At 66.3% G+C, this 25561-nt stretch carries 24 protein-coding genes and 3 pseudogenes; 18 read left to right on the top strand and 9 right to left on the bottom strand.

Features of this window, described 5'->3' with window-relative positions; all coding sequences use genetic code 11:
• From AWC25_RS04665 to secA, 6 genes are all read left to right on the top strand, one after another.
• A complete protein-coding gene (locus tag AWC25_RS04665) occupies positions 1 to 954 on the top strand; it encodes an AraC family transcriptional regulator (protein ID WP_158089727.1) in 954 nt (317 codons plus the stop codon).
• A gap of 92 nt (positions 955 to 1046) precedes the next feature.
• Positions 1047 to 1919: a Crp/Fnr family transcriptional regulator gene (locus tag AWC25_RS04670; RefSeq protein ID WP_084229543.1), complete on the top strand. Its 873-nt coding sequence runs from the start codon at positions 1047 to 1049 to the stop codon at positions 1917 to 1919.
• On the top strand, positions 1912 to 2931 hold the full coding sequence (locus AWC25_RS04675; protein WP_069402587.1) for a nitronate monooxygenase: 1020 nt from the start codon (positions 1912 to 1914) through the stop codon (positions 2929 to 2931). Before AWC25_RS04670 ends, AWC25_RS04675 begins: the two co-directional genes overlap by 8 nt.
• A 38-nt stretch (positions 2932 to 2969) precedes the next feature.
• Complete coding sequence (locus tag AWC25_RS04680) at positions 2970 to 3602, top strand: ComF family protein (RefSeq protein ID WP_069402588.1); 633 nt, start codon at positions 2970 to 2972, stop codon at positions 3600 to 3602.
• Between the two features lie 334 nt (positions 3603 to 3936).
• A complete protein-coding gene (gene hpf / locus AWC25_RS04685; RefSeq protein WP_372513396.1) occupies positions 3937 to 4647 on the top strand; it encodes a ribosome hibernation-promoting factor, HPF/YfiA family in 711 nt (236 codons plus the stop codon).
• Between the two features lie 107 nt (positions 4648 to 4754).
• Positions 4755 to 7598 carry a preprotein translocase subunit SecA gene (gene secA, locus AWC25_RS04690; protein ID WP_069402590.1) on the top strand — a complete coding sequence of 948 codons (2844 nt, stop codon included), beginning with the start codon at positions 4755 to 4757 and terminating at the stop codon, positions 7596 to 7598.
• On the opposite strand, the gene AWC25_RS04695 is transcribed toward secA, so the two are convergent.
• The gene (locus AWC25_RS04695) at positions 7595 to 8536 is read right to left on the bottom strand and encodes a helix-turn-helix transcriptional regulator (protein ID WP_069402591.1); all 942 of its coding nucleotides are present in this window, start codon (positions 8534 to 8536) and stop codon (positions 7595 to 7597) included. The genes secA and AWC25_RS04695 overlap by 4 nt on opposite strands.
• Positions 8537 to 8693: 157 nt before the next feature.
• Between AWC25_RS04695 and AWC25_RS04700 the strand changes: the two genes are divergently transcribed.
• Genes AWC25_RS04700 through mddA form a run of 3 tightly spaced genes read left to right on the top strand, consistent with a single transcriptional unit; the run spans position 8694 to position 11827 of the window.
• Positions 8694 to 9440, top strand: coding sequence for a hypothetical protein (locus AWC25_RS04700; RefSeq protein WP_085166423.1), 747 nt, complete (start codon positions 8694 to 8696; stop codon positions 9438 to 9440).
• 33 nt (positions 9441 to 9473) lie between these two features.
• Positions 9474 to 11030, top strand: coding sequence for an HD domain-containing phosphohydrolase (locus tag AWC25_RS04705; RefSeq protein WP_084229544.1), 1557 nt, complete (start codon positions 9474 to 9476; stop codon positions 11028 to 11030).
• Positions 11031 to 11077: 47 nt separating this feature from the next.
• On the top strand, positions 11078 to 11827 hold the full coding sequence (mddA, locus tag AWC25_RS04710; protein ID WP_069402594.1) for a methanethiol S-methyltransferase: 750 nt from the start codon (positions 11078 to 11080) through the stop codon (positions 11825 to 11827).
• An 18-nt stretch (positions 11828 to 11845) separates the two neighbouring features.
• On the opposite strand, the gene AWC25_RS04715 is transcribed toward mddA, so the two are convergent.
• Entirely contained in the window at positions 11846 to 12334 is a 489-nt protein-coding gene (locus AWC25_RS04715) for an Rv3235 family protein (RefSeq protein ID WP_069402608.1), read from the bottom strand.
• Positions 12335 to 12548: 214 nt separating this feature from the next.
• On the opposite strand from AWC25_RS04715, the gene AWC25_RS27095 reads away from it, so the two are divergent.
• The 6 genes from AWC25_RS27095 (at position 12549) to AWC25_RS04745 (ending at position 19405) form a co-directional block, all read left to right on the top strand.
• On the top strand, positions 12549 to 13958 hold the full coding sequence (locus AWC25_RS27095) for a WS/DGAT/MGAT family O-acyltransferase (protein WP_069402595.1): 1410 nt from the start codon (positions 12549 to 12551) through the stop codon (positions 13956 to 13958).
• Positions 13959 to 14001: 43 nt separating this feature from the next.
• Positions 14002 to 14859: a polyphosphate kinase 2 gene (gene ppk2 / locus AWC25_RS04725; protein ID WP_069402596.1), complete on the top strand. Its 858-nt coding sequence runs from the start codon at positions 14002 to 14004 to the stop codon at positions 14857 to 14859.
• Positions 14860 to 14876: 17 nt separating this feature from the next.
• Positions 14877 to 15410: a DUF6912 family protein gene (locus AWC25_RS04730; RefSeq protein ID WP_372513397.1), complete on the top strand. Its 534-nt coding sequence runs from the start codon at positions 14877 to 14879 to the stop codon at positions 15408 to 15410.
• An 86-nt stretch (positions 15411 to 15496) separates the two neighbouring features.
• The gene (locus tag AWC25_RS04735) at positions 15497 to 16648 is read left to right on the top strand and encodes a ferredoxin reductase (protein WP_069402597.1); all 1152 of its coding nucleotides are present in this window, start codon (positions 15497 to 15499) and stop codon (positions 16646 to 16648) included.
• Positions 16649 to 16734: 86 nt separating this feature from the next.
• Positions 16735 to 18006, top strand: coding sequence for a fatty acid desaturase family protein (locus AWC25_RS04740; protein WP_085166424.1), 1272 nt, complete (start codon positions 16735 to 16737; stop codon positions 18004 to 18006).
• A gap of 103 nt (positions 18007 to 18109) precedes the next feature.
• Positions 18110 to 19405 carry a fatty acid desaturase family protein gene (locus AWC25_RS04745; protein WP_069402599.1) on the top strand — a complete coding sequence of 432 codons (1296 nt, stop codon included), beginning with the start codon at positions 18110 to 18112 and terminating at the stop codon, positions 19403 to 19405.
• Positions 19406 to 19624: 219 nt separating this feature from the next.
• Here AWC25_RS04745 and AWC25_RS27645 read toward each other — a convergent pair whose 3' ends face one another.
• A complete protein-coding gene (locus AWC25_RS27645; protein WP_264033727.1) occupies positions 19625 to 19756 on the bottom strand; it encodes a hypothetical protein in 132 nt (43 codons plus the stop codon).
• A 399-nt stretch (positions 19757 to 20155) separates the two neighbouring features.
• Between AWC25_RS27645 and AWC25_RS04750 the strand changes: the two genes are divergently transcribed.
• The 3 genes from AWC25_RS04750 to AWC25_RS27275 all read left to right on the top strand — a co-directional run bounded on the left by AWC25_RS04750 (position 20156) and on the right by AWC25_RS27275 (position 22276).
• Positions 20156 to 20692: a hypothetical protein gene (locus tag AWC25_RS04750; protein ID WP_069402600.1), complete on the top strand. Its 537-nt coding sequence runs from the start codon at positions 20156 to 20158 to the stop codon at positions 20690 to 20692.
• 405 nt (positions 20693 to 21097) lie between these two features.
• A complete protein-coding gene (locus AWC25_RS04755) occupies positions 21098 to 21589 on the top strand; it encodes a DUF2231 domain-containing protein (RefSeq protein ID WP_069402601.1) in 492 nt (163 codons plus the stop codon).
• Between the two features lie 426 nt (positions 21590 to 22015).
• Positions 22016 to 22276 (top strand): hypothetical protein, encoded by a 261-nt coding sequence (locus AWC25_RS27275; protein ID WP_244899458.1) that lies wholly within the window; start codon positions 22016 to 22018, stop codon positions 22274 to 22276.
• Here the strand turns inward: AWC25_RS27275 and AWC25_RS04765 are convergent.
• From AWC25_RS04765 to AWC25_RS04790, 6 genes and pseudogenes are all read right to left on the bottom strand, one after another.
• A pseudogene (locus AWC25_RS04765) lies at positions 22273 to 22426 on the bottom strand (steroid 3-ketoacyl-CoA thiolase); the annotation flags it as partial. The gene AWC25_RS27275 and the pseudogene AWC25_RS04765 overlap by 4 nt on opposite strands.
• Before the next feature lie 34 nt (positions 22427 to 22460).
• Positions 22461 to 23630, bottom strand: a complete 1170-nt coding sequence (locus AWC25_RS04770) for an N-acetylmuramoyl-L-alanine amidase (protein ID WP_069402603.1) — start codon at positions 23628 to 23630, stop codon at positions 22461 to 22463.
• Positions 23631 to 23733: 103 nt separating this feature from the next.
• Positions 23734 to 23934: pseudogene (locus AWC25_RS04775) on the bottom strand (steroid 3-ketoacyl-CoA thiolase); the annotation flags it as partial.
• 89 nt (positions 23935 to 24023) lie between these two features.
• The gene (locus AWC25_RS04780) at positions 24024 to 24284 is read right to left on the bottom strand and encodes a hypothetical protein (RefSeq protein ID WP_069402610.1); all 261 of its coding nucleotides are present in this window, start codon (positions 24282 to 24284) and stop codon (positions 24024 to 24026) included.
• Positions 24281 to 24807, bottom strand: a pseudogene (locus AWC25_RS27800) (hypothetical protein); the annotation flags it as partial. The pseudogene AWC25_RS27800 and the gene AWC25_RS04780, both read right to left, overlap by 4 nt.
• Before the next feature lie 64 nt (positions 24808 to 24871).
• Positions 24872 to 25561, bottom strand: a 690-nt coding sequence (locus tag AWC25_RS04790; RefSeq protein WP_142278693.1) for a DDE-type integrase/transposase/recombinase, incomplete at its 5' end; no start/stop codon positions are given.

Below are 25561 nucleotides of genomic sequence, written 5' to 3' on the forward strand. Positions count from 1 at the left end.
ATGACCGCGGGCGCATGGGCCTCGGTGCGGTCGTTGGATGACTTCGCCGCACTGCACGCATCCCCGGCGTGGTGGCCGGACATCAAGCCGACCCCGCGGGCCGGCACGCTGTCGTTCACACACCGTAGCCGCCGGCTCGGCCCGATCACCGTGCTGGACGTGGACTTCCACAACAAGGTCCGGGTGAACGGCGGTGACAATCGTCCGCACTATCACGTGACGTTGCCCGTCGCGACGCACGCCGGCGGCAACGGTCTCCCGCTGTACTCGAAACCGAGTCCGACGGTGTACCGGCCCGAAGGCGATGCCGCCGTGTCCGATTACTCCGGTCGCCTGCTGGCCGTGATGATCGATCGGTGCGCGGTCGAAGATGCCCTTGCGAACGTGCTCGGTCGTCCGATCACCTCGCAGATCGATTGCCGGCCAACGATGCCCGCGGGAGCGCAGCCCGTGCTCAGCTGGATGCGGATGGTGTCGCTGTTCGCCGAGCAGCTCTTCCAGCCGGGCAGCGCGGTGCACCAGCCGATGGTCGGTATGCCCTTCGTGGAAAGCGTGGTTCACGGTCTGTTGCTGGCCGCCGATCACCCCTACCGCGCGGCGTTGCAGGGCGCCCCAACGGAGTTCCAGCCGCGTGCCGTCCGGGCCGCGGTCGCAGTGATGGAGGCCGAGGCCGACCAGCCGTTGACGGTTTCCGCACTGGCCGCACGCAGCTACGTCAGCGTGCGGGCGCTGCAGGAAGGGTTTCGCCGCTACTACGGTGTCACGCCGATGGCATATCTACGTGAGGTCCGGCTCCGGCGCGCGCACCGGATGCTGCTGGACTCGGACCCGGCCGCGGTCACCGTGGCCGGGGTCGCCCACCGGTGGGGCTTCACCAATGCCGGCCGGTTCGCCGCCCTGCACGCCGCCCGCTATCACGAGGCGCCCTCGGAGACGCTGCGTCGCAACTCATAGGGCATCCGAATTGTCCGTTCGGTACGTAAACTGTCCAGCCCGCGGCGCGCTGTGGATAGGCCTCTTGCCCTGGCCCGCATAGCATTATCGTTGTGGCAAGTCCCACGGCGGTCGCCCTTACCCCGGTTTTGCTGGTGGTGGCGCTGCTGTGGTGGGAGACGACGGGTTCGGACGGCCTGACGTTCGACAAAAGGCCGCGCAGCGATACTGCGCCGCTGGCCACCCCATCGACGGTGCCCGCGCCGCCGTCGAAGTACACCGATGTGCACCGGGCGTTGATCGGCTGCGGAATATTCAGCAGGACAAGGCCCGAGATCGTCGCAGCCTTGTCCGAGGCGTTGGTGCCCGAACGCTTCGGGCCCGGACGCGTGTTGGGCGCGCGCAGCGTCGTCGGCGAATGCCTCTATCTGGTGGTGTCCGGGAAAGTCAAAGTGTCCTACCAGCGATACGCGGACCGCGAAATCGTGCTGATGCTGCTAGGACCATCGGAAATCTTCGGCACCGTAACACTTTTCGATGCCGGGCCACAAGACATGACAATGACCGCTCTCACCGACGTGGTGGCGGTCTCGATCACTCGTGATCGGCTCTCGAAGTGGATGAGGCAGTGCCCGGAGGTCTGCGAACAAGTGTTGCGTCTGTTCGCGCGATGGGTCAAGGCGATGACGAACTCGTTGAGTGACTTGGTCTTCGCCGACGAGCAGGGCCGCGTTGCGAGCCGGCTATTGCTGCTCAAACAACGATTCGGTCACCAGGACGGTGAGGTGGTGCGGGTGGAGCATGGCCTTTCGATCGAGGATTTCGCCCATCTTGCCGGGGTCGACCCAGAGAGAGTCGCGGCGACGCTGCGCGGGTTCGAGGCCAACGGCTGGATCCGGTTGGAGCGCCGCGGCATCGTCATCGTCGACGGACAAGCGCTGAGTCAGCTACGGCAGCTGAGTACGGGGAGAGTTACCGATGTTTGACCGATTTGCGTTGGCAGATCTAAATGTTCGGGTGCTGGGTGCACCCATGGCGGGTGGGCCGTCGACACCGGCGCTGGCGGCTGCCATATCCAACAGCGGTGGTCTGGGTTTTCTGGCCGCGGGTCTGCAGTCCGCCGCGGAAATGGCCGACTCGATCCTCGCCACCCGGCGGCTGACCTCCGGCCCGATCGGGGTGAATTTGTTTGTCCCGCAACGGTCTGGGGTCACGATCGAGGAACTGGGCGCATTCGCCGCGGCACTCGAGGACGACGCCGAGGGCTACGGTGTGGCGCTGGGCGAACCGCATGGCGACGACGAGTGGGACGCAAAACTCGAGGCGTTGTGCGACCTGCGGCCCGAGGTGGTGTCCTTCACGTTCGGGTCACCGAGCGAGTCGCAGTACCGGCGGCTCGGCGATGTCGGCATCCTGACGCTGGCCAGCGTGACCACCGTGCACGAAGCGGTCGTCGCGGTCAGCTTCGGCGCGGACGCGGTCGTCGCGCAGGGGCCCGACGCGGGCGGCCATCGGGCCACATTCGACGCGCGCGCCAGGCCACCCGGCGAGCCGCTCGACGACCTGGTATCGGCCCTGGCCGCATGTTTCGACTGCCCCATCATCGCGGCCGGCGGACTGGCGACGGCAGCGGCCGTGCGTCGGATGCGCGCGGCGGGGGCCGCCGCAGTCCAGGTCGGCACGGCGTTCCTGCTGGCCGACGAGGCCGGCACCAACCCGGTACACCGTGCGGCGTTGCGCGACCCGCGGTTCACCGAAACCGTGCTGACGCGGGCCTTCACCGGGCGGTACGCGCGGGCCCTGCGCAACCGATTCGTCGACAAACACGAGGCGCACGCGATCTTCGGGTTCCCCGAGGTCGCCATGATCACCGGCCCGATCCAGGCGGCGGCGGTGAAGCTGGGTGATCCGCACGGTGTCGGAATGTGGACTGGTGCGGCGTATCGCCACGCGCGCAGTGGCCCGGCCGCCGACATCGTGCGGCAACTGGCCGGCTGACGCCCCGTCTTGTCGGCACCGGCGACCACACTGGCGGTGTGCTCGACTTGATCCTGCCGCTGGAATGCGGCGGCTGCGGGATGCCGGCGACGCCCTGGTGCGACGCCTGCGCCCGGCAGTTCGTGGTCCAGCCGGACGAACCGCATCTGATCACGCCACGCATCGACCCGCTGGTGCCGGTGTTTGCCCTCGGGCGCTACGGCGGCGCCCGGCGCCGCGCGATCTTGGCGATGAAGGAGCAGGGCCGCGCCGACCTCGTCGCCCCGTTGGCGCGCGCATTGGCCCTCGGCGTGCACCGGCTGCTGGACTGGGGCATCGTCGAAACACCGCTGACGATCGTGCCCGCGCCGACGAGGCGTTCCGCTGCGCGCCGGCGCGGCGGTGACCCCGTCGCCCGGGTCGCGGCCGCCGCGGTGGCCCGGCATCCGGACGTCACGGTGCGCCCGGTCTTGCGGCTCAAGGCGCTCAGCCGTGACTCCGTGGGCCTGGACCCCGGCGCGCGCGAGCGCAACGTCGCCGGCCGGGTGCTGCTGCGCGGTCGGTGGCCACGAAGCGAAGTCCTGCTCGTCGACGACGTCGTCACCACCGGTGCCACCGCGCGCGAGTCGGTGCGGGTGCTCACCGCCGGCGGCGTGGCGGTCACGGCCGTGCTGGCGCTGGCGGCGGCCTGACCGGCGAATCCCGTGAAAGAGCCAAGAAGGTGTGAAGAACTCGCTACGGACTCATCAAATCGGTGGCACGGCGAGGCGAACACGAGCTAACGTCGAGAACAACGTTCAAGAACTCTTCGGAACCCAACTGGTTCCGACTCTCGGGTCGCGATTTGCAGCCGAGACGCCATGTGCGGAGGGGGTGAGCATTCGACACCTAGCACCGGCGGGCTGCCTGCGGTGGTGACTGTTTGACACCAACCCCCAACCCCGTCGGCGCATGTTCAACACAGCCGGCACGCGGGCGCGTGCGACGCGAAAGAGAAATGAGTTGTCACGTATGTCAAGACTTACCGTGGATTCCACTCAGCTTCTGGACGAGCCGCCGGTCGGCGCCGACACCCAGGAACCGACCACCACCGCCGAGGTCGTCTTCAAGGGCCGCAACGTCGAGATTCCCGACCATTTCCGGGTGTACGTCTCGCAGAAACTCGCCCGGCTGGAACGCTTCGACAAGACCATCTATCTCTTCGACGTCGAACTCAAGCACGAACGCAACCGCCGCCAACGTAAGTCCTGTCAGCGCGTGGAGATCACCGCGCGGGGCCGTGGGCCGGTAGTCCGGGGCGAGGCGTGCGCCGATAGCTTCTACGCCGCGCTCGAGTCCGCGGTGGTGCGCCTGGAGAGCCGACTGCGCCGCGGGAAGGACCGCCGCAAGGTGCACTACGGCGAGAAGACTCCCGTTTCGGTGGCCGAGGCCACCGCGGTGGCCGCTGCGCCGGGCAAACTATCCGAGAGCTTCTCATCCGCGAGCTTTGACAAGGCGGCCGTCAACTCCGCCGGCGCCGACGCCCACCAGCACGATGCCGGGGAGGACGACCACCAGCCGGGCCGGGTGGTGCGGACCAAAGAACACCAGGCCACCCCGATGTCGGTCGACGACGCGCTCTACGAGATGGAACTCGTCGGACACGATTTCTTCTTGTTCTACGACAAGCAGAGCGAGCGTCCGTCGGTTGTCTACCGCCGCCACGCCTATGACTACGGACTGATCAGGCTGGCCTGAGGATCGCAGCGTCGACGGTCATCACGGTGCCGTCCCCTACCATGGGAGTCGCTTAGTACAACAAGACTCCTACCGATCAGGGGAACATCCCAAAAGGGGACAACACCGTGCTGACAAAGCTGCTGCGCCTCGGTGAAGGTCGCATGGTCAAGCGCCTCAAGCGGGTGGCCGACTATGTCAACACCTTGTCCGACGACGTCGAAAAGCTCACCGACGCCGAGCTGCGGGCCAAGACCGACGAATTCCGCAAGCGCCTCGCCGAGGGCGAGGATCTCGATGAGCTGTTGCCCGAGGCGTTTGCGGTGGCCCGCGAGGCTGCCTGGCGGGTGCTGGATCAGCGGCCGTTCGACGTGCAGGTGATGGGTGCCGCGGCCCTGCACCTGGGCAATGTCGCCGAGATGAAGACCGGTGAGGGCAAGACCCTGACCTGCGTGCTGCCCGCCTACCTCAACGCGCTGGCCGGCAAGGGCGTCCACGTCGTCACCGTCAACGATTATCTAGCCAAACGCGACAGCGAGTGGATGGGCCGGGTGCACCGATTCCTCGGGCTACAGGTCGGGGTGATCCTGGCCAACATGACACCCGATGAACGGCGGGTGGCCTACAACGCCGACGTCACCTATGGCACCAACAACGAGTTCGGGTTCGACTACCTGCGCGACAACATGGCGCACTCGCTGGACGATCTGGTGCAGCGCGGCCACAACTTCGCCATTGTGGACGAGGTCGACTCCATCCTGATCGACGAGGCTCGCACGCCCCTGATCATCTCCGGTCCCGCGGACGGCGCGTCCAACTGGTACCTCGAGTTCGCGCGGCTGGCCCCGCTGATGCAAAAAGACGTCCACTACGAGGTCGACCTGCGTAAGCGCACCGTCGGCGTGCACGAGAAAGGCGTGGAGTTCGTCGAGGACCAGCTCGGCATCGACAATCTCTACGAGGCCGCCAACTCGCCGCTGGTCAGCTACCTCAACAACGCACTGAAGGCCAAGGAGCTGTTCCACCGCGACAAGGACTACATCGTCCGCGACGGCGAGGTGCTGATCGTCGACGAATTCACCGGACGCGTGCTGGTCGGCCGCCGTTACAACGAGGGCATGCACCAGGCCATCGAGGCCAAGGAGCACGTCGAGATCAAGGCCGAGAACCAGACGCTGGCCACCATCACGCTGCAGAATTACTTCCGGCTCTACGACAAGCTGGCCGGCATGACCGGTACCGCCCAGACCGAGGCGGCCGAGCTGCACGAAATCTACAAGCTGGGCGTCGTGTCCATCCCGACCAACAAGCCGATGATCCGCACCGACCAGTCGGATCTCATCTACAAGACCGAGGAAGCCAAGTACATCGCGGTCGTCGATGACGTCGGGGAACGCTACGACAAGGGCCAGCCGGTCCTGATCGGCACCACCAGCGTCGAGCGGTCGGAATACCTGTCCCGCCAGTTCGCCAAGCGCCGGATCCCGCACAACGTGCTCAACGCCAAGTACCACGAGCAGGAGGCGGGCATCATCGCCGTCGCCGGTCGCCGCGGCGGGGTCACCGTGGCCACCAACATGGCCGGCCGCGGGACCGACATCGTGCTGGGCGGCAACGTGGACTTCCTGACCGACCAGCGGCTGCGTGAGCGCGGGCTGGATCCGGTGGAGACGCCGGAGGAGTACGAAACGGCGTGGCACGAGGAGTTGCCGAAGGTCAAGGAGGAGGCCGCAAAGGAGGCCGCCGAGGTGATCGAGGCCGGCGGCCTGTACGTGCTGGGCACCGAACGGCACGAGTCGCGCCGCATCGACAACCAGCTGCGTGGGCGGTCCGGCCGGCAGGGCGACCCGGGCGAATCGCGCTTTTATCTGTCGCTCGGCGACGAACTGATGCGCCGGTTCAACGGGGCCGCGCTGGAGGCGATGCTCAACCGGCTCAACCTGCCCGACGACGTGCCGATCGAGGCCAAGATGGTCACCCGGGCGATCAAGAGCGCCCAGACCCAGGTCGAGCAGCAGAACTTCGAGGTCCGCAAGAACGTCCTGAAGTACGACGAGGTGATGAACCAGCAGCGCAAGGTGGTCTACGCCGAGCGTCGCCGCATCCTGGAGGGCGAGAACCTCAAGGAGCAGGCACTGGACATGGTCCGCGACGTCATCACCGCCTACGTCGACGGCGCGACATCCGAGGGTTATGCCGAGGATTGGGATCTGGACGCGTTGTGGACGGCGCTGGGGACGCTCTACCCGGTCGGGATCGAGCATCAGAGCCTCACCCACCGCGACGACGACTCCGAACGCGACGACCTCACCCGCGAGGAGCTGCTCGAGGCGCTCCTCAAGGATGCCGAACGTGCTTATGCCACAAGGGAAGCCGAGCTCGAGGAGCTCGCCGGCGAGGGTGCGATGCGGCAGCTGGAACGCAACGTGTTGCTCAACGTGATCGACCGCAAGTGGCGCGAGCACCTCTACGAGATGGACTACCTCAAGGAGGGCATCGGGCTGCGGGCGATGGCGCAGCGCGATCCGCTGGTCGAGTACCAGCGCGAGGGTTACGACATGTTCATGGCGATGCTCGACGGCATGAAAGAGGAGTCGGTCGGGTTCTTGTTCAACGTCACCGTCGAGGCAGTGCCCCCGCCCCAGGTCGCCCCGATGCAGACCCCGGAGGGGCTCGCGGAATTGGGCAGCGCGCCCCCCGAGCAGCAGGACGACACGGCCGGCGCTGCGCCCGCCGCGCCGCCGGAACCGGCGTCAAACGTCCTGCGCGCCAAGGGCATCGAGAACGACGCGCCCGCACTGACGTATTCCGGGCCGGCCGAGGATGGTTCGGCCGAGGTGCAGCGTAACGGTGGCGGGGCACACAAGACTCCAGCGGGCGTACCCGCCGGTGCCAGCCGACGTGAGCGCCGGGCCGCCGCACGGCAGCAGGGGCGCGGGGGCAAGCCGCCGAAGTCGGTCAAGAAGCGCTAGGGCTGCGCGGAGCGCACGCTGCTGGGTGAGATCCCGTAGTGCCGGGAGAACACCCGGCTGAAGTGCGGTGGGCTGACGAATCCCCACCGTTTGGCGATATCGCTGACCGGATCGTCGGTGTTGAGCAGGTCGGCGTAGCAGTGGGCAAGTCGGCGCGACCGGATGTGCGCCGCAATGGGCACGTCCAGCGTCTGCAATACGTAGTACAGGGTGCGCACCGAAACATAATGCGCCGCAGCGATTGTGGCCGGGCTGAGCTCCGGGTCGCGAAGATTTTCCTCGATATACCAGAGCACTCGTTCACGCAGACCGCCCAGATGTCCGCCAGTCAGCCCCGGCGGTAGTGAGCCGCCGAGGTCGGCCACCAGCTGGATCACCAAGGCCGTCGCCTTGACCGTGGCATCCGGACTCAACGTCGCCACGGTATTGCCCAGCACGGACAACAGATCGAACAGCGACTTCACGCCGATCACCTGACACCCCGGCGCCACCCGCGCGACGCCGGGGCGGTGAAGTGCGGGCAGCAACGCGGCCGCCAAGGCGCGGGGAAGCACCAGGGTCTGTGTGCGCGCCGTCTCGGTGATCTCGTAGGTGCCGCTGAACTCGCTGTCCCACACGATCAGGTCGCCAGGCCCGCACGCCAGGGCCCCGTCGCACTGGCGGATGTACACCCGGCCGGCGATCAGGTACTGCAGGTCGACCACGCCGGGTCCGATGCTGTCCTGCCGGCCTGCCGTGCGGGTGCCCGCGTGCGGCGGCATCACCTCGTCGACGAGCCACATCTGCCCGAGGGGCTGCTCGTGGATGGTCGTCGAAACCTGCTGGGCATCAACGTCTGCGGCGCTACCGCTCAGCACCGGGTAGCGGCCGCGGACCAGATCTGAGAAGGCATCGAGTTCGCCGGCGAGATCCAGGGGTGCGGTGAACTCGGCGGTCATTTGACTTCGAGCTCCATGCCAAAATGATTCCGTCGCAAGGGCGGAGCATCAACACACTCGGCGCACGAAAGAGGACACCGCGCGCGCGACCTCGATTCGCCGCAATTGAGGCAACAGCCTCATGCGGTGACCGGCAACCGCGGCGCAGCATCGGTGCATGAACACCTCGCTCACACCCGCCGATGCCGCGTCGGAGGTCTTGCGCAACCCGACCCTGCCCGCCGGGGACGACGAACGTTTCGTCGGCTTCGGGGTTTTGGGCCTTCCCTTCGCCAGCAGGCACTACCTGGCGCTGCGCTGCATACCCGGCGCGTCGTTCGCCACCGGCTACCGCTCGGTCTGGCACCGCGACCCCGCCGGGGTGTGGACGTTCTACGCGACCAACCCCGGGGAACGAAGTTGTGCTCGCTATTTCAGTGCGGCCACCCCGCACGACGCAGTGCACTGCGCCATCGACGTCGCGTGGGCCAGCCCGTGGTCGCTGTTCGTCGGGATCGCCGGCGTGCTCGAATGGCATCTCGATCTCGAATCCACCGCGTCGACCCGGCTGATGAGCAGAGTCGGGTCGCGGTTGCCCGCCAGGGTGTGGAGCAACCGGTTGGCGTTGGGCGCTTTAGGCTGGGCGGCCGGACCGATGCTGCGCGCCGGCCGGGTCCGGTTGGCCGGACGGGCCCCGAACGGACAGCGATTCATGATCGCGCCCAAGCGATTCTGGGCGGTCACCGGTTCGCGCGCGGTGTGGCGCGGCGAGGACCTCGGCGAGGTTCGGCCGCTGCCGCGGCAGGCCCGACTGGCCGACTTTTGGGCGCCGCAGCGCGGGTTCTTCGTGACCGGGGGCGGGCGTTTGGAGGCATTCGACCCCGCGCGGCACTGTACCGTGCGACGCACTATCGCAATCGGGTGACGCGGCGGCGATTAGCTGGGCACAATGAGTTCCATGTCGGAGCCCGAATCGCCGACCCGCGCCGAGTTGCTGGCGGCACTGTCGGTGGCGATCGACCTCGGTCTGGGGCAGCCCGCCGAGCACATGCTGCGCGCCGCGATGATCGCGACCCGCCTAGCGGACCGACTGGGATTGACCGCCGCGCAACGGGATTGCGTCTACTACACGACGCTGATCATGTGGATCGGCTGTCACGCGGACTCCCATGAATATGCCCGGTGGTTCGGCGACGACATTGCCGTGCGGCATGACTCGTATCTGGTCGACTGGAGGGGCCTGCCGTACTGGCGGTTTTTGCTGGGCAACGTCGGTCGGGGCCAGTCGTTGACGCAGCGGTTGGCCATCATGGCAACCCTGTTCGCCGACGCCCGCGGTCAACTGTCCCGGTTGATTCATTCGCATTGCACCTCTGCCGCGCTGCTGGCCGACCGCATCGGGCTTGGCCCGGATGTGCAGGCCGCCCTCGGGTTCGCGTTCGAACGTTACGACGGCGGCGGTCTGCCCGCCGGCGCACACGGCGAGCAGATCCCGATACAGATGCGGGTGGCTCAACTTGCCGAGATGGTGGAGGTGCACCTCCGCACTTACGGTGTCGAAGGCGCGGTGGCGATGGCCCGCAGCCGACGCGGCGGCCAGTTCGATCCGAGGGTCGTCGACACGTTCATCGGGCATGCCGAGGCGATCCTGGCCGGTCCGGGGCCGGGTGATGCCTGGGCGGCGGCATTGCGGGAGGCGCCCGATCGTCACCACCGGCTGGACGGTGACACGCTCGACGCGCTGCTCGTGGCGTTCGGCGACTTCGTCGACCTGAAGTGCCCGTTCACCCTTGGGCATTCGCGCGCGGTGGCCCGGCTGGCCGGCGCTGCCGCCGCGGTGGCCGGCCTCCAGCCCACCGCGGCAGACCTGACCCGACGCGCCGGCCATGTTCACGATCTGGGCCGCATCGGTGTGTCGAACCAAATCTGGTCCAAGCCAGGATCATTGACGGCCGGCGAATTCGAACGGGTACGGCTGCACCCGTATCTGACGGTACGGATCCTCAGGCAGGTCCGCGGCCTGGGCCGCCTGGCCGAGATCGCCGGCAATCATCACGAATGCCTGGATGGGTCGGGCTATCCGCGCGGACTGGCCGGGACGGCGCTCGGCCTGCCCGACCGTATTTTGGCGGCGGCAGTCAGCTACCAATCCGCTTGCGAGCCAAGGCCATATCGCCCCGAGTTGGCCGCGGGATCGGCAGCGCGACGCCTGCACGATCGGGTGCGAGCCGGCGAGCTCGACCCAGTGGCCGCCGAAGCGGTGCTGCATGCGGCGGGACAGTCCGCGCAACGGCCGAAGTCCCGCCCGGATAACTTGACGCCGCGCGAGATCGAGGTGCTGCGTCTGGTGGCGCGCGGGGCGTCCAACAAGGAGATCGCGGCGACCTTGGTGATCAGTGAGAAGACAGCGCGCAACCACGTCGAGCGGACCTACGCCAAGATCGGCGTCTCAAATCGCATCGGCGCCAGCATGTATGCGCTGCAACAAGGATTGTCGGTGCCCGATCGAAATTGAGGCAACTGCCCCATTTTCTATTCGGCAAATCGGTGGAGAATCTAGCCATGAGTCGATATTTGGCGATCTGTTATGGGGCGGTGGCATATCTGCTGTTCCTGCTGTCGTTTGGGTATGCGATCGGCTTTGTGGGCAACATCGTTGTGCCCCGCAGCGTCGATCGCGCGATCGGGGCTCCCGTGTGGCTAGCGGTGTTGATCGACGTGGTGCTGCTTGGCGTTTTCGCGTTGCAGCACAGTGTCATGGCGCGTCCCGCGTTCAAGCGGTGGTGGACGCGATGGGTGCCGGCTCCGATCGAACGCAGTACCTACGTGATCCTGTCGAGTGCCGCGCTGTTGTTGCTCTACTGGCAGTGGCGGACACTGCCGACGGTCGTATGGGACGTGAGCCTGCCGGCGGCGCGCACTGCGCTGTGGGCGTTGTTCTGGATCGGCTGGGCCACGGTATTTTTCTCGTCCTTCATGGTCAGCCACGTCGACCTGTTCGGCTTGCGCCAGGTTTACCTGGTCTGGCAGAAAAAGCCCTACCGCGACTTGGACTTTCGTGTTCGGTACCTGTACCGGTTGGTGCGCCACCCGCTCATGCTGGGCTTCCTGATCGCGTTCTGGGCGGCGCCCACGATGACGCTCGGGCACCTGTTGTTCAGCGTCGCCACAACGGGTTACATCCTGATCGCGCTGCAACTCGAGGAGCACGACCTGATGGCGTCGCTGGGCGATCAATACCGTGCCTACCGCCGCGAGGTCCCCGCGCTGCTGCCGCGGCCGCGTCGGCACCGGGGCGTGACCGCGAACTAGCACGAGGCCGCGGCAGCGTCAGCCGATGTGCAGGGCCACCACCTGCCACCGTGCCGCGCCACCGGTGGTCAGCACCTCGACCCGCGCGGCGATGGCGTGGGTGCGGTCCGCGCGGCTGTAACAGCCGAACACCTCGGCGGCGGTGTCGCAATTCGCCGGCTGCAGCCGCATCCGGCGCAACACCGCCGCGCCCCGGTGTCCGGGTGCCGACCGACTCAGCGCCAGCACCGAATCGACCAGGGCGGGCACCAGCAGCGGCCGCAGCTGAGTTGCCGGACGCCGATGGTCGATGACCTCCAGCACGCGGCGCAGTGCGGCATCGGCGAACATCGCCGCCTGGCGCATGGCCGCCGAATGAGCTGGCGATGGTCCCGGTTGCCCGACCCCACGCCCGCCGTACGGGCGGTGCGGCCCGTGACTGGCCCGCCGCGCCAGCGGCAATTGTCGGCACGCAATCGCGATTCGCGATACTTCGCGCACGGGCGGTTCGTACTCGACGACGGGCACCACGTCGAAAGGCTCTACGGACACGTGGACACTCTCCAACTCATCGGTAACAAGCGGTCTGCAGGAGAGTGACAGACAATTGATTTTCAATTGCCGGTCATCATCGCACAATTCGACATCGCGCGTACCCGCACCGCGTTGCCTCCTGGCGAATGATTACGGTGAGCGGGAGCATCGAGAATCGCGAAGGATTGACTAGGAGGCCAGGCCCGCAATGGTGACCCGGTTGTCCCCTTCGGACGCATCCTTCTACCGGCTGGAGAACACCGCGACCCCGATGTACGTCGGATCGCTGTCCATCCTGCAGCGCCCGCGCACCGGTCTCAGCTACGAGACGCTGCTCGCCACGGTGGAACAACGGCTGCCGCAGATACCGCGTTATCGTCAGAAGGTCCGCGAGGTCAAGGTCGGCGCCGCCCGGCCGGTGTGGATCGACGACGGCGATTTCGACATCACCTACCACGTGCGGCGCTCGGCGCTGCCCTCGCCCGGCAGCGACGAGCAGCTGCACGAGTTGATCGCCCGGCTGGCCGCGCGACCACTGGACAAGACCCGACCGCTGTGGGAGGTGTATCTGGTCGAGGGGTTGGTGAAGAACCGGGTCGCGCTCTACACCAAGTCGCACCAGGCGCTGATCAACGGGATGACCGCGCTGGAGATTGGCCACGTGATCGCCGATCGGACCCGGCAACCACCGCCGTTCCCGGAAGACATCTGGATCCCGGAACGCGAACCCGGCTCGACCCGCCTGCTGCTGGGCGCGCTGGCCGACTGGGTGGTGGGTCCGGGTGCCCAGCTGCAGGCGGTAAGTTCCGCGGTGGCCGGGCTGGCGACGAACTACGGCGAGCTGCTCAACGCGGGCCAACGCGTCGTCGCGATGGCCCGCACCGCGGCCCGCGGCACCGCGCCGCACAGCCTGCTCAACGCCAAAGTGTCCCGTCACCGGAGGTTCACGGTGGCCCGCGGGCGGCTCGAGGATTACCGCACGGTGCGGGTCCGGTACGACTGCGATATCAACGATGTGGTGCTGGCCGTGGTGACCGGCGCGCTCGGCAACTGGCTGATGTCGCGCGGCGAGACGGTGCGTTCCAGTGCGACGATCCGCGCGATGGCTCCGCTTTCGGTCTACGCCGACGGTCAACACGACTCGACCGGCCCGGGCCAGATGATGGGTCAGGTCACCCCGTTCCTGGTCGACCTGCCGGTCGGGGAGGGCAACGCCGTGGTGCGGCTCTCGCAGATCGCGCACGCCACCGAGTCCAATCCCTCGGCCGCCCGGTTGGTCGACGCCCGGACCATCGTCACGCTGTCGGGCTTCGCGCCGCCCACCCTGCACGCAATGGGGATCCGGGTCGCCACCAGCTTCTCGGCGCGCTCGTTCAACCTGCTGATAACCAATGCTCCGGGGGCGCAGTCGCAGATGTACATTGCCGGGGCCAAGCTGCTGGAAACCTACGCGGTGCCCCCGCTGCTGCACAATCAAATACTGGCGATCGGCGTGACCTCCTACCACGGCACGCTGTATTTCGGAATCAACGCCGACCGCGATGCGATGAGCGACGTCGATCTGCTGCCGGGTTTGTTGGCCCAGTCGCTCGAAGAGCTGCTCGGCGCTGCCCGTTAGCGCTTGGCATTGAAAATTGCTGGGGGATATATCATTCGTTGCTGTGAGCACCCCTAACGACGGCGCGCCGGCCAAGGCGAAGAATTCGCCCGGATCGAACGGGCCAAGGATTTCCGATGCCGTCTACGAGGCCGAATTATTCAGGCTGCAAACGGAATTCGTGAAGCTGCAGGAGTGGGTGCGGCATTCCGGAGCGCGAATCGTCGTCATCTTCGAGGGCCGCGACGCTGCGGGCAAGGGCGGTGCCATCAAGCGGATCACCGAATACCTCAGCCCCCGCATCGCCCACATCGCCGCGCTGCCCGTGCCCACCGAGCGGGAGCGTGGCCAGTGGTACTACCAGCGCTATATCGCCCATTTGCCCGCCAAGGGCGAAATCGTATTGTTCGATCGGTCGTGGTACAACCGTGCCGGCATCGAGAAAGTCATGGGATTCTGTACGCCGCAACAACATGCATTGTTTTTGCGGCAGACTCCGATATTCGAGCAGATGCTGATCGACGACGGGATTCTGCTGCGCAAGTATTGGTTTTCGGTTTCCGAAGCCGAGCAGTTGCGCCGGTTCAAGGCCCGACGCAACGATCCGGTCCGGCGCTGGAAGCTCTCCACGATGGACCTGGAATCGGTGTACCGGTGGGAGGATTACTCGCGTGCCAAGGACGAGATGATGGTGCATACCGACACGCCGATCAGCCCTTGGTATGTCGTCGAATCCGACATCAAAAAGCACGCCCGTCTGAACATGATGAATCATCTGTTGTCCAGCATCGAGTACTACGACGTCCAAGAGCCGTGGGTCGAGTTGCCCGAGCGTCCGGTGGTGACCGGCAATTACCAGCGCCCGCCCCGCGAATTGTCGAAGTACGTCGACGATTACGCGGCTACCCTGATCGGGCGGTAGCGGTGGGGTCCGACAGACTGCAGATCTATATCCCGGCCACCCTGGCGATGCTGCAGCCCTTGGTCGCCGAGGGCTCGCTGCACCCGGTCAACGGCACCGCATTCGCGGTGACGCCGGCCTTGCGGGAGTCCTACGCCGAAGGTGACGACGACGAGCTCGCCGACGTGGCATTGCGGGAGGCTGCATTGGCCTCGCTGCGCCTGCTGGCCGCCGACGCAGACGCCGCCGGCGCTCAAGAGGCGGGCGGGGTGAGCCGGCCACGCCGCGCGGTGCTGGCGGCCGAGGTCGACCCGGGTGAATCCGGGGCGACGTTCCGGCCGGATCTCGACGACGCCGTGGTCCGGCTCGCCGGGCCCGTCGCGCTGAACCAGGTGATCGCCGCCTACGTCGACAACGCCGACGCGGAACCGGCCGTGCTGAAGGCGATCGAGGCCATCGACGCCGCCGACCTGGGCGACGAGGACGCCGAGCTGATCGTCGGCGATGCGCAGGACCACGACCTGGCGTGGTACGCCAACCAGGAGTTGCCGTTCCTGCTTGAACTGCTGTGATCCCCGCCTGTGATGCAAACGGATGCTGCGAGGCTGGATAGACCCCTGGCTACGGTACCGTAACTTACGGTACCGTAGGCTGTGTTATGGGCAAGAAGTACCAAGCACTCAGCGCGAATGTCGTCGACACCGCCCGGCCCACGGTCGCGGGCGCGGAGCGGCATCCCGGCTGGCACGCGCTGCGCAAACTCGCCGCGCGCATCACGACGCCGCTGCTGCCCGACGATTACCTGCATCTGGCCAATCCGCTGTGGTCTGCGCGGGAATTACGTGGCCGCGTCGTGGCGGTGCGGCGCGAGACCGAGGACTCGGCGACCCTGGTGATCAAGCCGGGCTGGGGTTTCAGCTTCGACTATGAGCCGGGGCAGTACATCGGGATCGGCCTGCTCGTGGATGGCCGCTGGCGTTGGCGGTCGTATTCGCTGACCTCCAGCCCGGTGGCGGGGTCCAAATCCGGGCGCGAGCGCACCGTGACCATCAGCGTCAAGGCGATGCCGGAGGGCTTCCTGTCCACTCACCTGGTGGCGGGCGTGGCGCCTGGGACGATCGTGCGTCTGGCCGCCCCGCAGGGAAATTTCGTCCTGCCGGACCCGGCGCCGCCGTCGATCCTGTTTCTGACGGCCGGATCGGGCATCACCCCAGTCATGTCGATGTTGCGAACACTGGTGCGCCGCAACCAGATTGGCGATATCCGGCATGTGCACTCGGCGCCTTGCGCGGCGGATGTGATGTTCGGCGCCGAGCTGACCGACCTGGCGTCGGCGCACCCCGGATACCGGCTGCAGTTGCGCGAGACCCGCACGCAGGGCCGCCTCGACCTCGGTCGCCTCGACGACGAGGTGCCGGACTGGCGCGCCCGTCAGACCTGGGCCTGCGGGCCCGAGGGCATGCTCGCGCAGGCCGAGAAGCTGTGGGCCGCGGCCAACCTCGGCGACCGACTACACCTGGAGCGGTTCGCGGTGGTCAAGGCCGCACCGGCCGGCACCGGCGGGACGGTGACGTTCGCGCGAACTGGCCGCACGGTGACCGCCGACGCCGCGACCTCGCTAATGGACGCGGGGGAGGGCGCCGGAGTGCAAATGCCGTTCGGCTGCCGGATGGGTATCTGCCAGTCGTGCGTGGTACCCCTCGTGGAAGGCCACGTCCGGGACTTGCGCACGGGGCAGGAACACGAGCCCGGCAGTCGGGTCCAGACCTGTGTGTCGGCCGCGTCCGGCGATTGTGTACTCGACATTTAAAGGCTACTCATAGGTAACCTACGGAGTCGTAGGTTACGATAGCGTAGGTATTGACCGCAGATCGAAAACGCCGGGAGGTGAGGACGATGGCGATCACCGACGTCGACGCATTCGCGCATCTGTCGGACGCTGATATCGAAGCCCTGGCCGTAGAGCTGGATGCCATCCGCCAGGACGTGGAGGATTCCCGCGGCGCGCGGGACGCCCGCTACATCCGTCGCACCATCGCGACGCAGCGCGCTCTGGAGGTGACCGGACGATTGCTGCTGGCCGCGAGTTCGCGGCGCTCGGCATGGTGGGCCGGCACCGTCACCTTGGGAGTGGCCAAGATCATCGAGAACATGGAGATCGGCCACAACGTCATGCATGGCCAGTGGGACTGGATGAACGACCCGGAGATCCACTCCTCGACCTGGGAGTGGGACATGAGCGGGTCGTCGAAGCATTGGCGCTACACGCACAACTTCGTGCACCACAAGTACACGAACATCCTCGGCATGGACGATGACGTGGGCTACGGCATGCTGCGCGTCACCCGCGACCAGCGGTGGCGCCGGTACAACGCCCTCAACCTGGTGTGGAACACGCTGCTCGCCATCGGCTTCGAGTGGGGAGTTGCGCTGCAGCACTTGGAGATCGGCAAGATCATCAAGGGCCGACTGGACCGCGACGAACGTCGCCGCCGGCTCCGCGAGTTTGCCGGCAAGGCCGGGCGCCAGGTGGTCAAGGACTATGTCGCGTTTCCGGCGCTGACGTCGCTGTCGCCCGGTGCGACCTTCGCGTCCACGTTGAAGGCCAACGCCCTGGCCAACGTGATTCGCAGTGTCTGGGCCAACGCGGTGATCTTCTGCGGCCACTTCCCCGACGGCGCCGAGAAATTCACCAAGACCGACATGATCGGTGAAACCAAGGGCCAGTGGTACCTGCGCCAGATGTTGGGCAGCGCCAACTTCGAGGCCGGGCCGACGTTGCGGTTTTTGAGCGGCAACCTGTGCCACCAGATCGAGCACCACTTGTATCCGGATCTGCCCAGCAACCGGTTGCACGAGATCTCGGTGCGGGTGCGCGAGGTGTGTGACAAGTACGATTTGCCTTACACCACAGGGTCTTTCGTGATGCAGTACGGTAAGACGTGGCGCACGTTGGCCAAACTGTCGCTGCCCGACAAATATTTGCGCGACGATGCCGACAACGCGCCGGAGACGCGCAGCGAGCGGATGTTCGCTCCGCTCGGGTCTGGTTTCGGGGGCATCGACCCGGCGACCGGGCGCCGGCGGGGGTTGAAGACCGCGATCGCTGCCGTGCGGGGGTGGCGACGCGGCCACCCCGCGAGTCGACCCGAGGACCTAGCGGCCTAAGCGGCGGTCCGCGCGGATAATTCAATTAGTCCTCAACAAGTGTTCACGGCATCGTCGTCACCGTTTGTTGCGGTCACTGGCTGCACTGCAGGAAGGTAAAACGATGGCGATCACCGATGTCGACGTGTTCGCGCACCTCACGACCGCCGACATCGAAGGACTGGCGGCCGAACTGGACGTCATCCGCCGCGATGTCGAAGAGTCACGCGGCGCGCGGGACGCTCGCTACATCCGGCGCGCGATTGCCGCACAACGCGGACTGGAGGTGGCGGGGCGGTTGCTGCTGGCCGCCAGCTCGCGGCGCTCGGCATGGTGGGCCGGTACCGTGACCCTCGCATTGGCCAAGATCATCGAGAACATGGAGATCGGCCACAATGTCATGCACGGCCAGTGGGACTGGATGAACGACCCGGAGATCCACTCCTCGACCTGGGAGTGGGACATGCTCTCCACGTCGCGGCACTGGCGCCACACGCACAACTTCGTGCATCACAAGTACACCAACATCCTCGACATGGATCACGACGTCGGCTACGACATGGTGCGGGTCACCCGCGACCAGCCGTGGAAGCGGCGCGACAGCTTCAATCTGCTGATCAACGCCCTGCTGGCGCTGGCGTTCGAGTGGGGAATCGCGTTGCGGCATTTGGAGGTACGCGAACTGTTCCGCGACGATCCTGCCGTGCAGCAGGCGGCCCAAATGCGGCTACGGGAATTTGCCGGCAAGGCCGGGCGCCAGGTGGTCAAGGACTATGTCGCGTTTCCGGCGCTGACGTCGCTGTCGCCCGGTGCGACCTTCGCGTCCACGTTGAAGGCCAACGCCCTGGCCAACGTGATTCGCAACGTGTGGGCCAACGCGGTGATCTTCTGCGGCCACTTCCCCGACGGCGCCGAGAAATTCACCAAGACCGACCTGGTCGACGAAACCAAGGGCCAGTGGTACCTGCGCCAGATGTTAGGCAGCGCCAACTTCGAGGCCGGGCCGACGTTGCGGTTTTTGAGCGGCAACCTGTGCCACCAGATCGAGCACCACTTGTATCCGGATCTGCCCAGCAACCGTCTGTACGAGATCTCGGTGCGGGTGCGCGAGGTGTGTGACAAGTACGATTTGCCTTACACCACAGGGTCTTTCGTGATGCAGTACGGTAAGACGTGGCGCACGTTGGCCAAACTGTCGCTGCCCGACAAATATTTGCGCGACGATGCCGACAACGCGCCGGAGACGCGCAGCGAGCGGATGTTCGCCAGCCTGGGGCCCGGTTTCGCCGGCGCCGATCCCCTGACCGGCCGACGGCGCGGTCTCAAGACCGCCATTGCCACCGTGCAAGGATGGCGCCGCGAGCTGCGCGCGATGAAGAAAGCGGCGCGGACCCGCAAGGACGCCGACCTGGCCGCCTAGCGCGCTGGCCATACTGGAAGGGTGCGGGTCTTCGTCGGATCGCAGGTGTCCCACTGCGACTTCCCGCGGAACACCGCCAGCTGTGCTCGAAGATCCGGCCTGTCCGCTAAGAATTCGCGATCGCGGCCGATCTGGTGAAGTTGCCCGCAGCGCGGTGCGGCCCCACCTCGGGGTGCGAGTCGGCAACCGCTACCACGTGGGGTCGTTCTACGACCTCAGCTACGGCTTCTGGCTGCCGACGGTCACCGCCGAGCGGGAGATGGTGGATTGCGGCTCGATCTGCCCGACCCGACCGGGCCCGTCGCCGAGTTTCTGGTGCGCCGCGCCCTGGCCGGCCATCGCCCGGGTCACGGCGGAACTGTTGGGCCGTCCCGTCCCGTTCACCTCGACCGAGTTCGTGGTCCCGGCAGACCGAGACGAACACCAGCTTCCGCGAACTGGCCGAGGAGCTGTTGGCCACCGGCGCGCTATGCGGAAGCACCGAGCTTCGTAGCCCCTTCAAAGCGCTGGAGGGGCACCACTGACGGTCTGGCGGAGTCGTCGGCCAGCTGTCGAAGAACTCACCCGCAAAGGCGGGCCGCGCGCATTCGAAATGCGCCGCACTCGACGGGCTCCTTCGAGGACTACCTCGAGGTTTTACCGCGGGGTCGATCGAGGGGGCCAGCCTACGGGCCGTTCCAGCTAACGCGGCGGGCGCACTGCGCTTGGCGGACAACGCAATGCGGCCTGCAAAGGTCTACGCTCGGAACCATGCTCGCAGCGTTTGGATTCGAAACCCTGGGTGTCGTCGTCGGGGACATGTTCTTCGTCGACCCCGCACCGAACGAAGGCCAGGAGACTCCGGAACGGGGTGTCCGACTCGAATTGCGCGTCGTCGACCGGGCCGAGCCCCAAGGGTCGATCTACGCAGGCATCCCGATCGCGTTCAACCGCCCGGTGTGGCGGGTGGACCTGTTCGGATCGACCGAAAGCCCGCCGGGGACGCTGGACCGGGCCCATCACCATCCACGGTTCGACGGCTGGGAGCCGGGGAGCCGGAACTTCGTCCCCGAACTGTCGGCCGACCCGGTGTCGTGGCTGGCCGATCAGTTGGCCCACCCGGCAGCGGTGCTGGATCGGGCGGGCGTGAATCCCGACGATGTCAGCGAAGCCGACAAGGCCGGCCTGGCCGCGGCGGCGCCGGACATCGTCGCAGCGGTGAAGCGCATGCTCGACGGCGTGCGCGACGGAGAGTTGGCCCCCGAGCCGGCCGAGCCCGTCGCCGCCGCCCGCACCGGCTGGCTCTGACTTCTGCCTAGGCACCACGCGCCGGTGCCTATGACCGACGCCGTAGGCAGTTCGCAGGTCGGGGGCGACCCGGCTAGTGCGCGTCAACGCCACCGTGGACGTGAAATGCTCTGGCCGACAACAGGGTAACTCTCGGCGGTCGCGGCGCTCCGAGCAGCGGGTGGCCAACGGCCGCGTGCATTCGGTTTCCGACTGGTTGATGGTCGCGCATGCCGCCTAGCCAACCGCATTGACCTCCGTTTGCGCCAGCAAGCACAGCCTTATCAAACTCCGCGCCCGCATAATTAGCCTTGCCTTTGCCGTGGGGAACGCCGCTACGATCGCGCTCGCCCAACCAATCGCCGGTTCGGTCCGCCGGGCCGGCGTTGGCGGGACTTTGGTAGTTGCACATTGCAAAGGAATTTCATGATGCTCATTCAGGGCTTGCCCGCGCACGTCCTGCTCGTTCATTTCCTCGTCGTTCTTGCACCGCTGACGGCTGTGTTGGAGATAGTCTGCGCCATTTGGCCCGCCGGTAGGCGCGGGCACCTCGTCTGGTTAACCGGCCTCCTGGCCGTGGCGACGGCGCTGCTGACGCCCATCACCGCGAACGCGGGTGACTGGCTCTACGATCTCCGATCCCACCCCAACCCAATCCTGCGTCAGCACGCCGAGCTGGGCGACACGATGATCTACTTCGCCGCAGCGCTATTGATTGTTGCCGTTGTTCTTTTGGCGCTCAGTCGGTTTGAGCGCCGGTCAGGATCGTCTCACGTCGCGATCCATCTCACCGTCGCGGTCATCACCCTGGCAGTTGGTGTCGCCACACTGCTGCAGACCTATCGGATCGGTGATTCCGGCGCACAGTCAGTGTGGCGCAACGAGATTGCCCACCTCCGACAGGCCAACCCGAAATAGGCACGGGTGCGGACCGGTGAGTGGCGCCCGGACCGCGGCTCTGCGCGGACAGTCAATTCCTGCCGTTGGCCTTGGCTCCCGGTGGCATCGCCTCGTTCTCGCAAGGACCACTTGCTTGGCGTCGAACGCATAGGAGCTGTTCCGATCAAGGCCGCGAACAAAAGTCGTCACTAGCGCAACCACGAAGGCCGGCGTGACCACCAGGGTCTTGTTCCACGTTGCGCGCTCGATGGGTGTCTGCTTGGGACCGTCTTCGACCGCCACAGTCCGCTGCTGGATATCGAGGAATTCCTCGCCGAAGACCGCAGCGATCTGCGCGGGACAGTACGTCGGTTGTATGCCTTGGTGGCCGACTCGTTTGGCCGGGAACCGCGGGTCGGTCCGGCCATGTTTGCCGAAGCGGTCGCCCGGCCCGCGAGCCCGGCAATGCAGTCGCTGCTCGAACACAAAGGTCCGCAGGTGCTCGCGGTCATCGGAAAATGGCTGACCGCCGAAATTCGAGCAGGACGTGTCCGCGACCTGCCGGTGCCGCAACTGATGCAGGAACTGCTTGCTCCCATGGTGATTCACATGTTGCTGCGGCCCAATGCCGCCAACTTGTTCGGCGGCGACCTGCCTGACATCGATACCGTGTGTGACGTTTTCGCCGACGGCTTTATCCGTGCCGCCGGCACCGGGTCGGCCTAGCCCAGTCGCTCGATGATGGTGGTTGGCCATGCCGCCGCCCTCGCATATCGTCTGCAGTCCGTAGCTGCCGCCGGGTTGCTCGAGCGCGTTGACCGTGGTCGTCATGCGAGCACCGCTGGCGCCCAACGGGTGTCCGATCGCGATGGCGCCGTGCTCCCTCTCGGACACTCGGGCTAATGGGCCACTAGACGTCAGGATTGCGTGCTACTGAGAACCGTTCAAGCTGCACAGGCGGTCCGCCCACGGGCGGTGGTGGTACCACACTGGCTACCCCGTCTATCACAGTCATGACGGCTTTGGTCTGCCGGTTGAAGTTCAGGGTGCCGTGCTGGAAGTTCTGCACGATCCACTCCGGCTCCTGAATCTCGGCGCTGGTCGGAAGGCCCAGCGGGCCGCGCTCGTAGGCCAGCGTGGCCCAGGCCTCGTAGATCCTGCCGGTGAGCGGCTGAGCCCCGGTGGCCGGTGACCAATAGATCGCGCCCTTGGCGAAGATGACGTAGCGGATCGAATCACCACTGGGCGCCTCGGGTGACGTGGGCGCGCCGAGCCCGCCGGTCATGCCGCCCGTCTCCTGCCAGCGGTCGTAAATCGCTCCGCGGTTCAGCGATTGCGGAACATCTTGTGCGCTGGGCGGTTGCTTGTACCGGGCGGCGATGTCGCGGATCCGTTCCATGAACGCGTATCCGGCGCTGCCCGGGCAGGCGGTCTCGCCGACGTCACGATGGGCGAAGATGCTCGGCAAGGTCGGCGTGGCACCTCGCGGGAAGCGCGTATTGGGTCCCCCGGCGGAAGTCAGCGCAACGGTGCCCTCGGGGTCCACCGTGTCCATCGCCAGCCGCCATCCCAGCAGCTGACCCACCGCCCGCACTTGTTCCGGCGTCGGCGGTGCCTGGCTGAAATCGCCGATCATGCACACCGCCCAGGTGTCGGTGTTGAATCCGCCGGTGTGGACGCCCTGGACGGGTTTCGCGATGCCGCCGAACCGGCCCTCGAAGACTTGGCCGTACTTGTCGACCAGCGCGTTGTAGCCGATGTCGCCCCAGCCTTCGGTCAACGCGTGGTGCTCGTAGATCGAACGCACGATGGGCGCCGAATCTGTCGGCGCGTAGTCGTTGCCGGTCGCGGAGTGGTGCACGATCCCGGCCCGAATTCCATTGCCACAGAGGGGCCCCCCGCGCCGTATTGACTCATCGGCCCCCCACCCGGCGCGGCTGATGATGTTGATCGGCTGGCCCGGCGCCATCGCCACTGCCGACACATAGGGGTTCGCGGGTGCGCGCGCCGGGCCCACGAGCACGTCCGTGGCTGCCGCCAAGCCCACCACAACCGGCGCGGCGGCAGCGTATTTCAGCACATTACGCCGCGAAGCCTGCGGTCGTGATCCGCAGCTGCAGCGATATTGCACGGCGCCACGGTAACCGGTGTCCGGTCGAACAACGATTCGCCGCGCCGTTGCCGAGTCGCTCGATGATGGTGGCGTTGGCCATGCCGCCGCCCTCGCACATCGTCTGAAGTCCGTAGCGGCCGCCGCGTTGCTCGAGCGCGTTGACCATGGTCGTCATGATGCGAGCACCGCTGGCGCCCAACGGGTGTCCGATCGCGATGGCGCCGCCGTTGACGTTGGTCTTGGCCAGATCGGCCCCGGTGTCGTGCGCCCAGGCCGGGATCGGTGGAGGGGAGCTACATCGCCTTGACATTGCCGCGACGTATGGGCGTCCACGAAGTGGCAGGAGAGGGTCAGAGGCTGCTACCGATGTATCGGCCATGCCTCCAAGTAGGCGTCAATTGCGGCCTCGATTGCCAAGCCATACTCGTTTGGGACATAGTCGGGCCCGAAGTTCTCCCGCAGTGCCGGCGCGAGAACACCCAACACCACGCCATCGCTCTGGTCGTTGGTGGGTCTCTCTGCAGTACGCAGTTCCGCCAAGAGAACCGGGTTACGACGTTCGAGCTCTTCGATGATTAGCGCTCGGGCCCGGTCTGGGATGACGTCGAAGACCTTGCTCATGGATTCCTCCATCCATCCCGACTATTCGCCCATGCGGTTATACTTTTCCGTCCTTACTACGATGACTGTCGCGTCCTTGCCCACGCATGTGTAGTTGCCGCCGTAGTGATCTTGCGCATACTGCGGCGGTCCAATCGGATGCTCGACGGCGTCCCGCAATGCATTGTCGTTGACTCCGTGCCCATCTCGGCCTTCTATCCGCTCCCGGCCATGATCTGTGTATCCGTCGATCTGCGTGGGCGGCGGAAATGGCGGCTTCGCCGTCCCCGGGTGCGATGGGTCTTCGCCTTCTACGGGTATCCTCAATTGCCCAAGTCGGTCCCGGATTTGGGCTTGCCGTTCGACAAGGGGGCCTTTGTCGGCGATGCAGGCGTCGTATGCTGCCTGTTCGTTCGGCAGGATGAAGGTGCGTCCGCATCGGGTAATCAGCTATTTCACGGTTGACCTCCGCCCATGCCGCCCGCGCCTCAGCGGCTGTCATATCTTTCGGGTCGGGTGGTGACGGCATTGGTGGGGCTTGTTTAACGGTGTGGTTATCGACCGCGCGCGGAACCTGTCAACCTGAATGAGGCACCGTTGCGCGGTATTTACTGAGCGTCCTCCTCTGGTTGGTCGGGTCGGTTGATCCACGAGGTTTCAGGGATCTTCGGTGGTTCGGGTGGTTTGCGGACGAACCGTTCTGGGTGTTCGGCGTAGGCGGCGTCGAGTACGCCGGCACGCTTGTCGCGGACTGCCTCGGCCAGGCCGTAGTGGACGTCAGCGGCGGTATGCAGGCCCAGGCCGGTGTGGCGGTGTTCATCGTTGTACCAACCGAAGAAATCCTGGCAGTGCCTTCGGGCGTCTTCGATTGAGCCGAACCGGCCGGGGAATTCGGGCCGGTACTTCAACGTTTTGAACTGGGCCTCGCTGAACGGGTTGTCGTTGGAGACGTGTGGGCGCGAATGTGACTGGGTGACACCAAGATCGGCGAGCAAGAACGCAACCGGCTTGCTGGTCATGGAACTGCCGCGGTCGGCGTGAATGGTCAACTGGTCACGGTCGATCCCTTGCTTGGCGCAGGTCTGGCGGATCAGCACCTCGGCCAGCGCGGCCGATTCGCGGCTGGCGACCATCCAGCCAACGACGTAGCGGGAGAAGATGTCCAAGATGACGTACAGGTAGTAGTAGGTCCACTTCGCCGGGCCGCGCAATTTCGTGATATCCCACGACCACACCGCATTTGGGGCGCTGGCGACCAGCTCGGGCTTCACCTTCGCCGGATGCGTCGCCTGCCGGCG

Source organism: Mycobacterium sherrisii, assembly GCF_002102355.1.
Lineage (GTDB): Bacteria > Actinomycetota > Actinomycetes > Mycobacteriales > Mycobacteriaceae > Mycobacterium > Mycobacterium sherrisii.

Coding starts and splice junctions, on each gene's coding strand:
- AWC25_RS04665 (WP_158089727.1), top strand. CDS start 1: ATGACCGCGGGCGCATGGGCCTCGGTGCGGTCGTTGGATGACTTCGCC.
- AWC25_RS04675 (WP_069402587.1), top strand. CDS start 1,912: ATGTTTGACCGATTTGCGTTGGCAGATCTAAATGTTCGGGTGCTGGGT.
- AWC25_RS04695 (WP_069402591.1), bottom strand. CDS start 8,536: ATGACCGCCGAGTTCACCGCACCCCTGGATCTCGCCGGCGAACTCGAT.
- AWC25_RS04700 (WP_085166423.1), top strand. CDS start 8,694: ATGAACACCTCGCTCACACCCGCCGATGCCGCGTCGGAGGTCTTGCGC.
- AWC25_RS04705 (WP_084229544.1), top strand. CDS start 9,474: ATGTCGGAGCCCGAATCGCCGACCCGCGCCGAGTTGCTGGCGGCACTG.
- mddA (WP_069402594.1), top strand. CDS start 11,078: ATGAGTCGATATTTGGCGATCTGTTATGGGGCGGTGGCATATCTGCTG.
- AWC25_RS27095 (WP_069402595.1), top strand. CDS start 12,549: ATGGTGACCCGGTTGTCCCCTTCGGACGCATCCTTCTACCGGCTGGAG.
- AWC25_RS04735 (WP_069402597.1), top strand. CDS start 15,497: ATGGGCAAGAAGTACCAAGCACTCAGCGCGAATGTCGTCGACACCGCC.
- AWC25_RS04740 (WP_085166424.1), top strand. CDS start 16,735: ATGGCGATCACCGACGTCGACGCATTCGCGCATCTGTCGGACGCTGAT.
- AWC25_RS04745 (WP_069402599.1), top strand. CDS start 18,110: ATGGCGATCACCGATGTCGACGTGTTCGCGCACCTCACGACCGCCGAC.
- AWC25_RS04750 (WP_069402600.1), top strand. CDS start 20,156: ATGCTCGCAGCGTTTGGATTCGAAACCCTGGGTGTCGTCGTCGGGGAC.
- AWC25_RS04755 (WP_069402601.1), top strand. CDS start 21,098: ATGATGCTCATTCAGGGCTTGCCCGCGCACGTCCTGCTCGTTCATTTC.
- AWC25_RS27275 (WP_244899458.1), top strand. CDS start 22,016: ATGCAGTCGCTGCTCGAACACAAAGGTCCGCAGGTGCTCGCGGTCATC.
- AWC25_RS04780 (WP_069402610.1), bottom strand. CDS start 24,284: ATGAGCAAGGTCTTCGACGTCATCCCAGACCGGGCCCGAGCGCTAATC.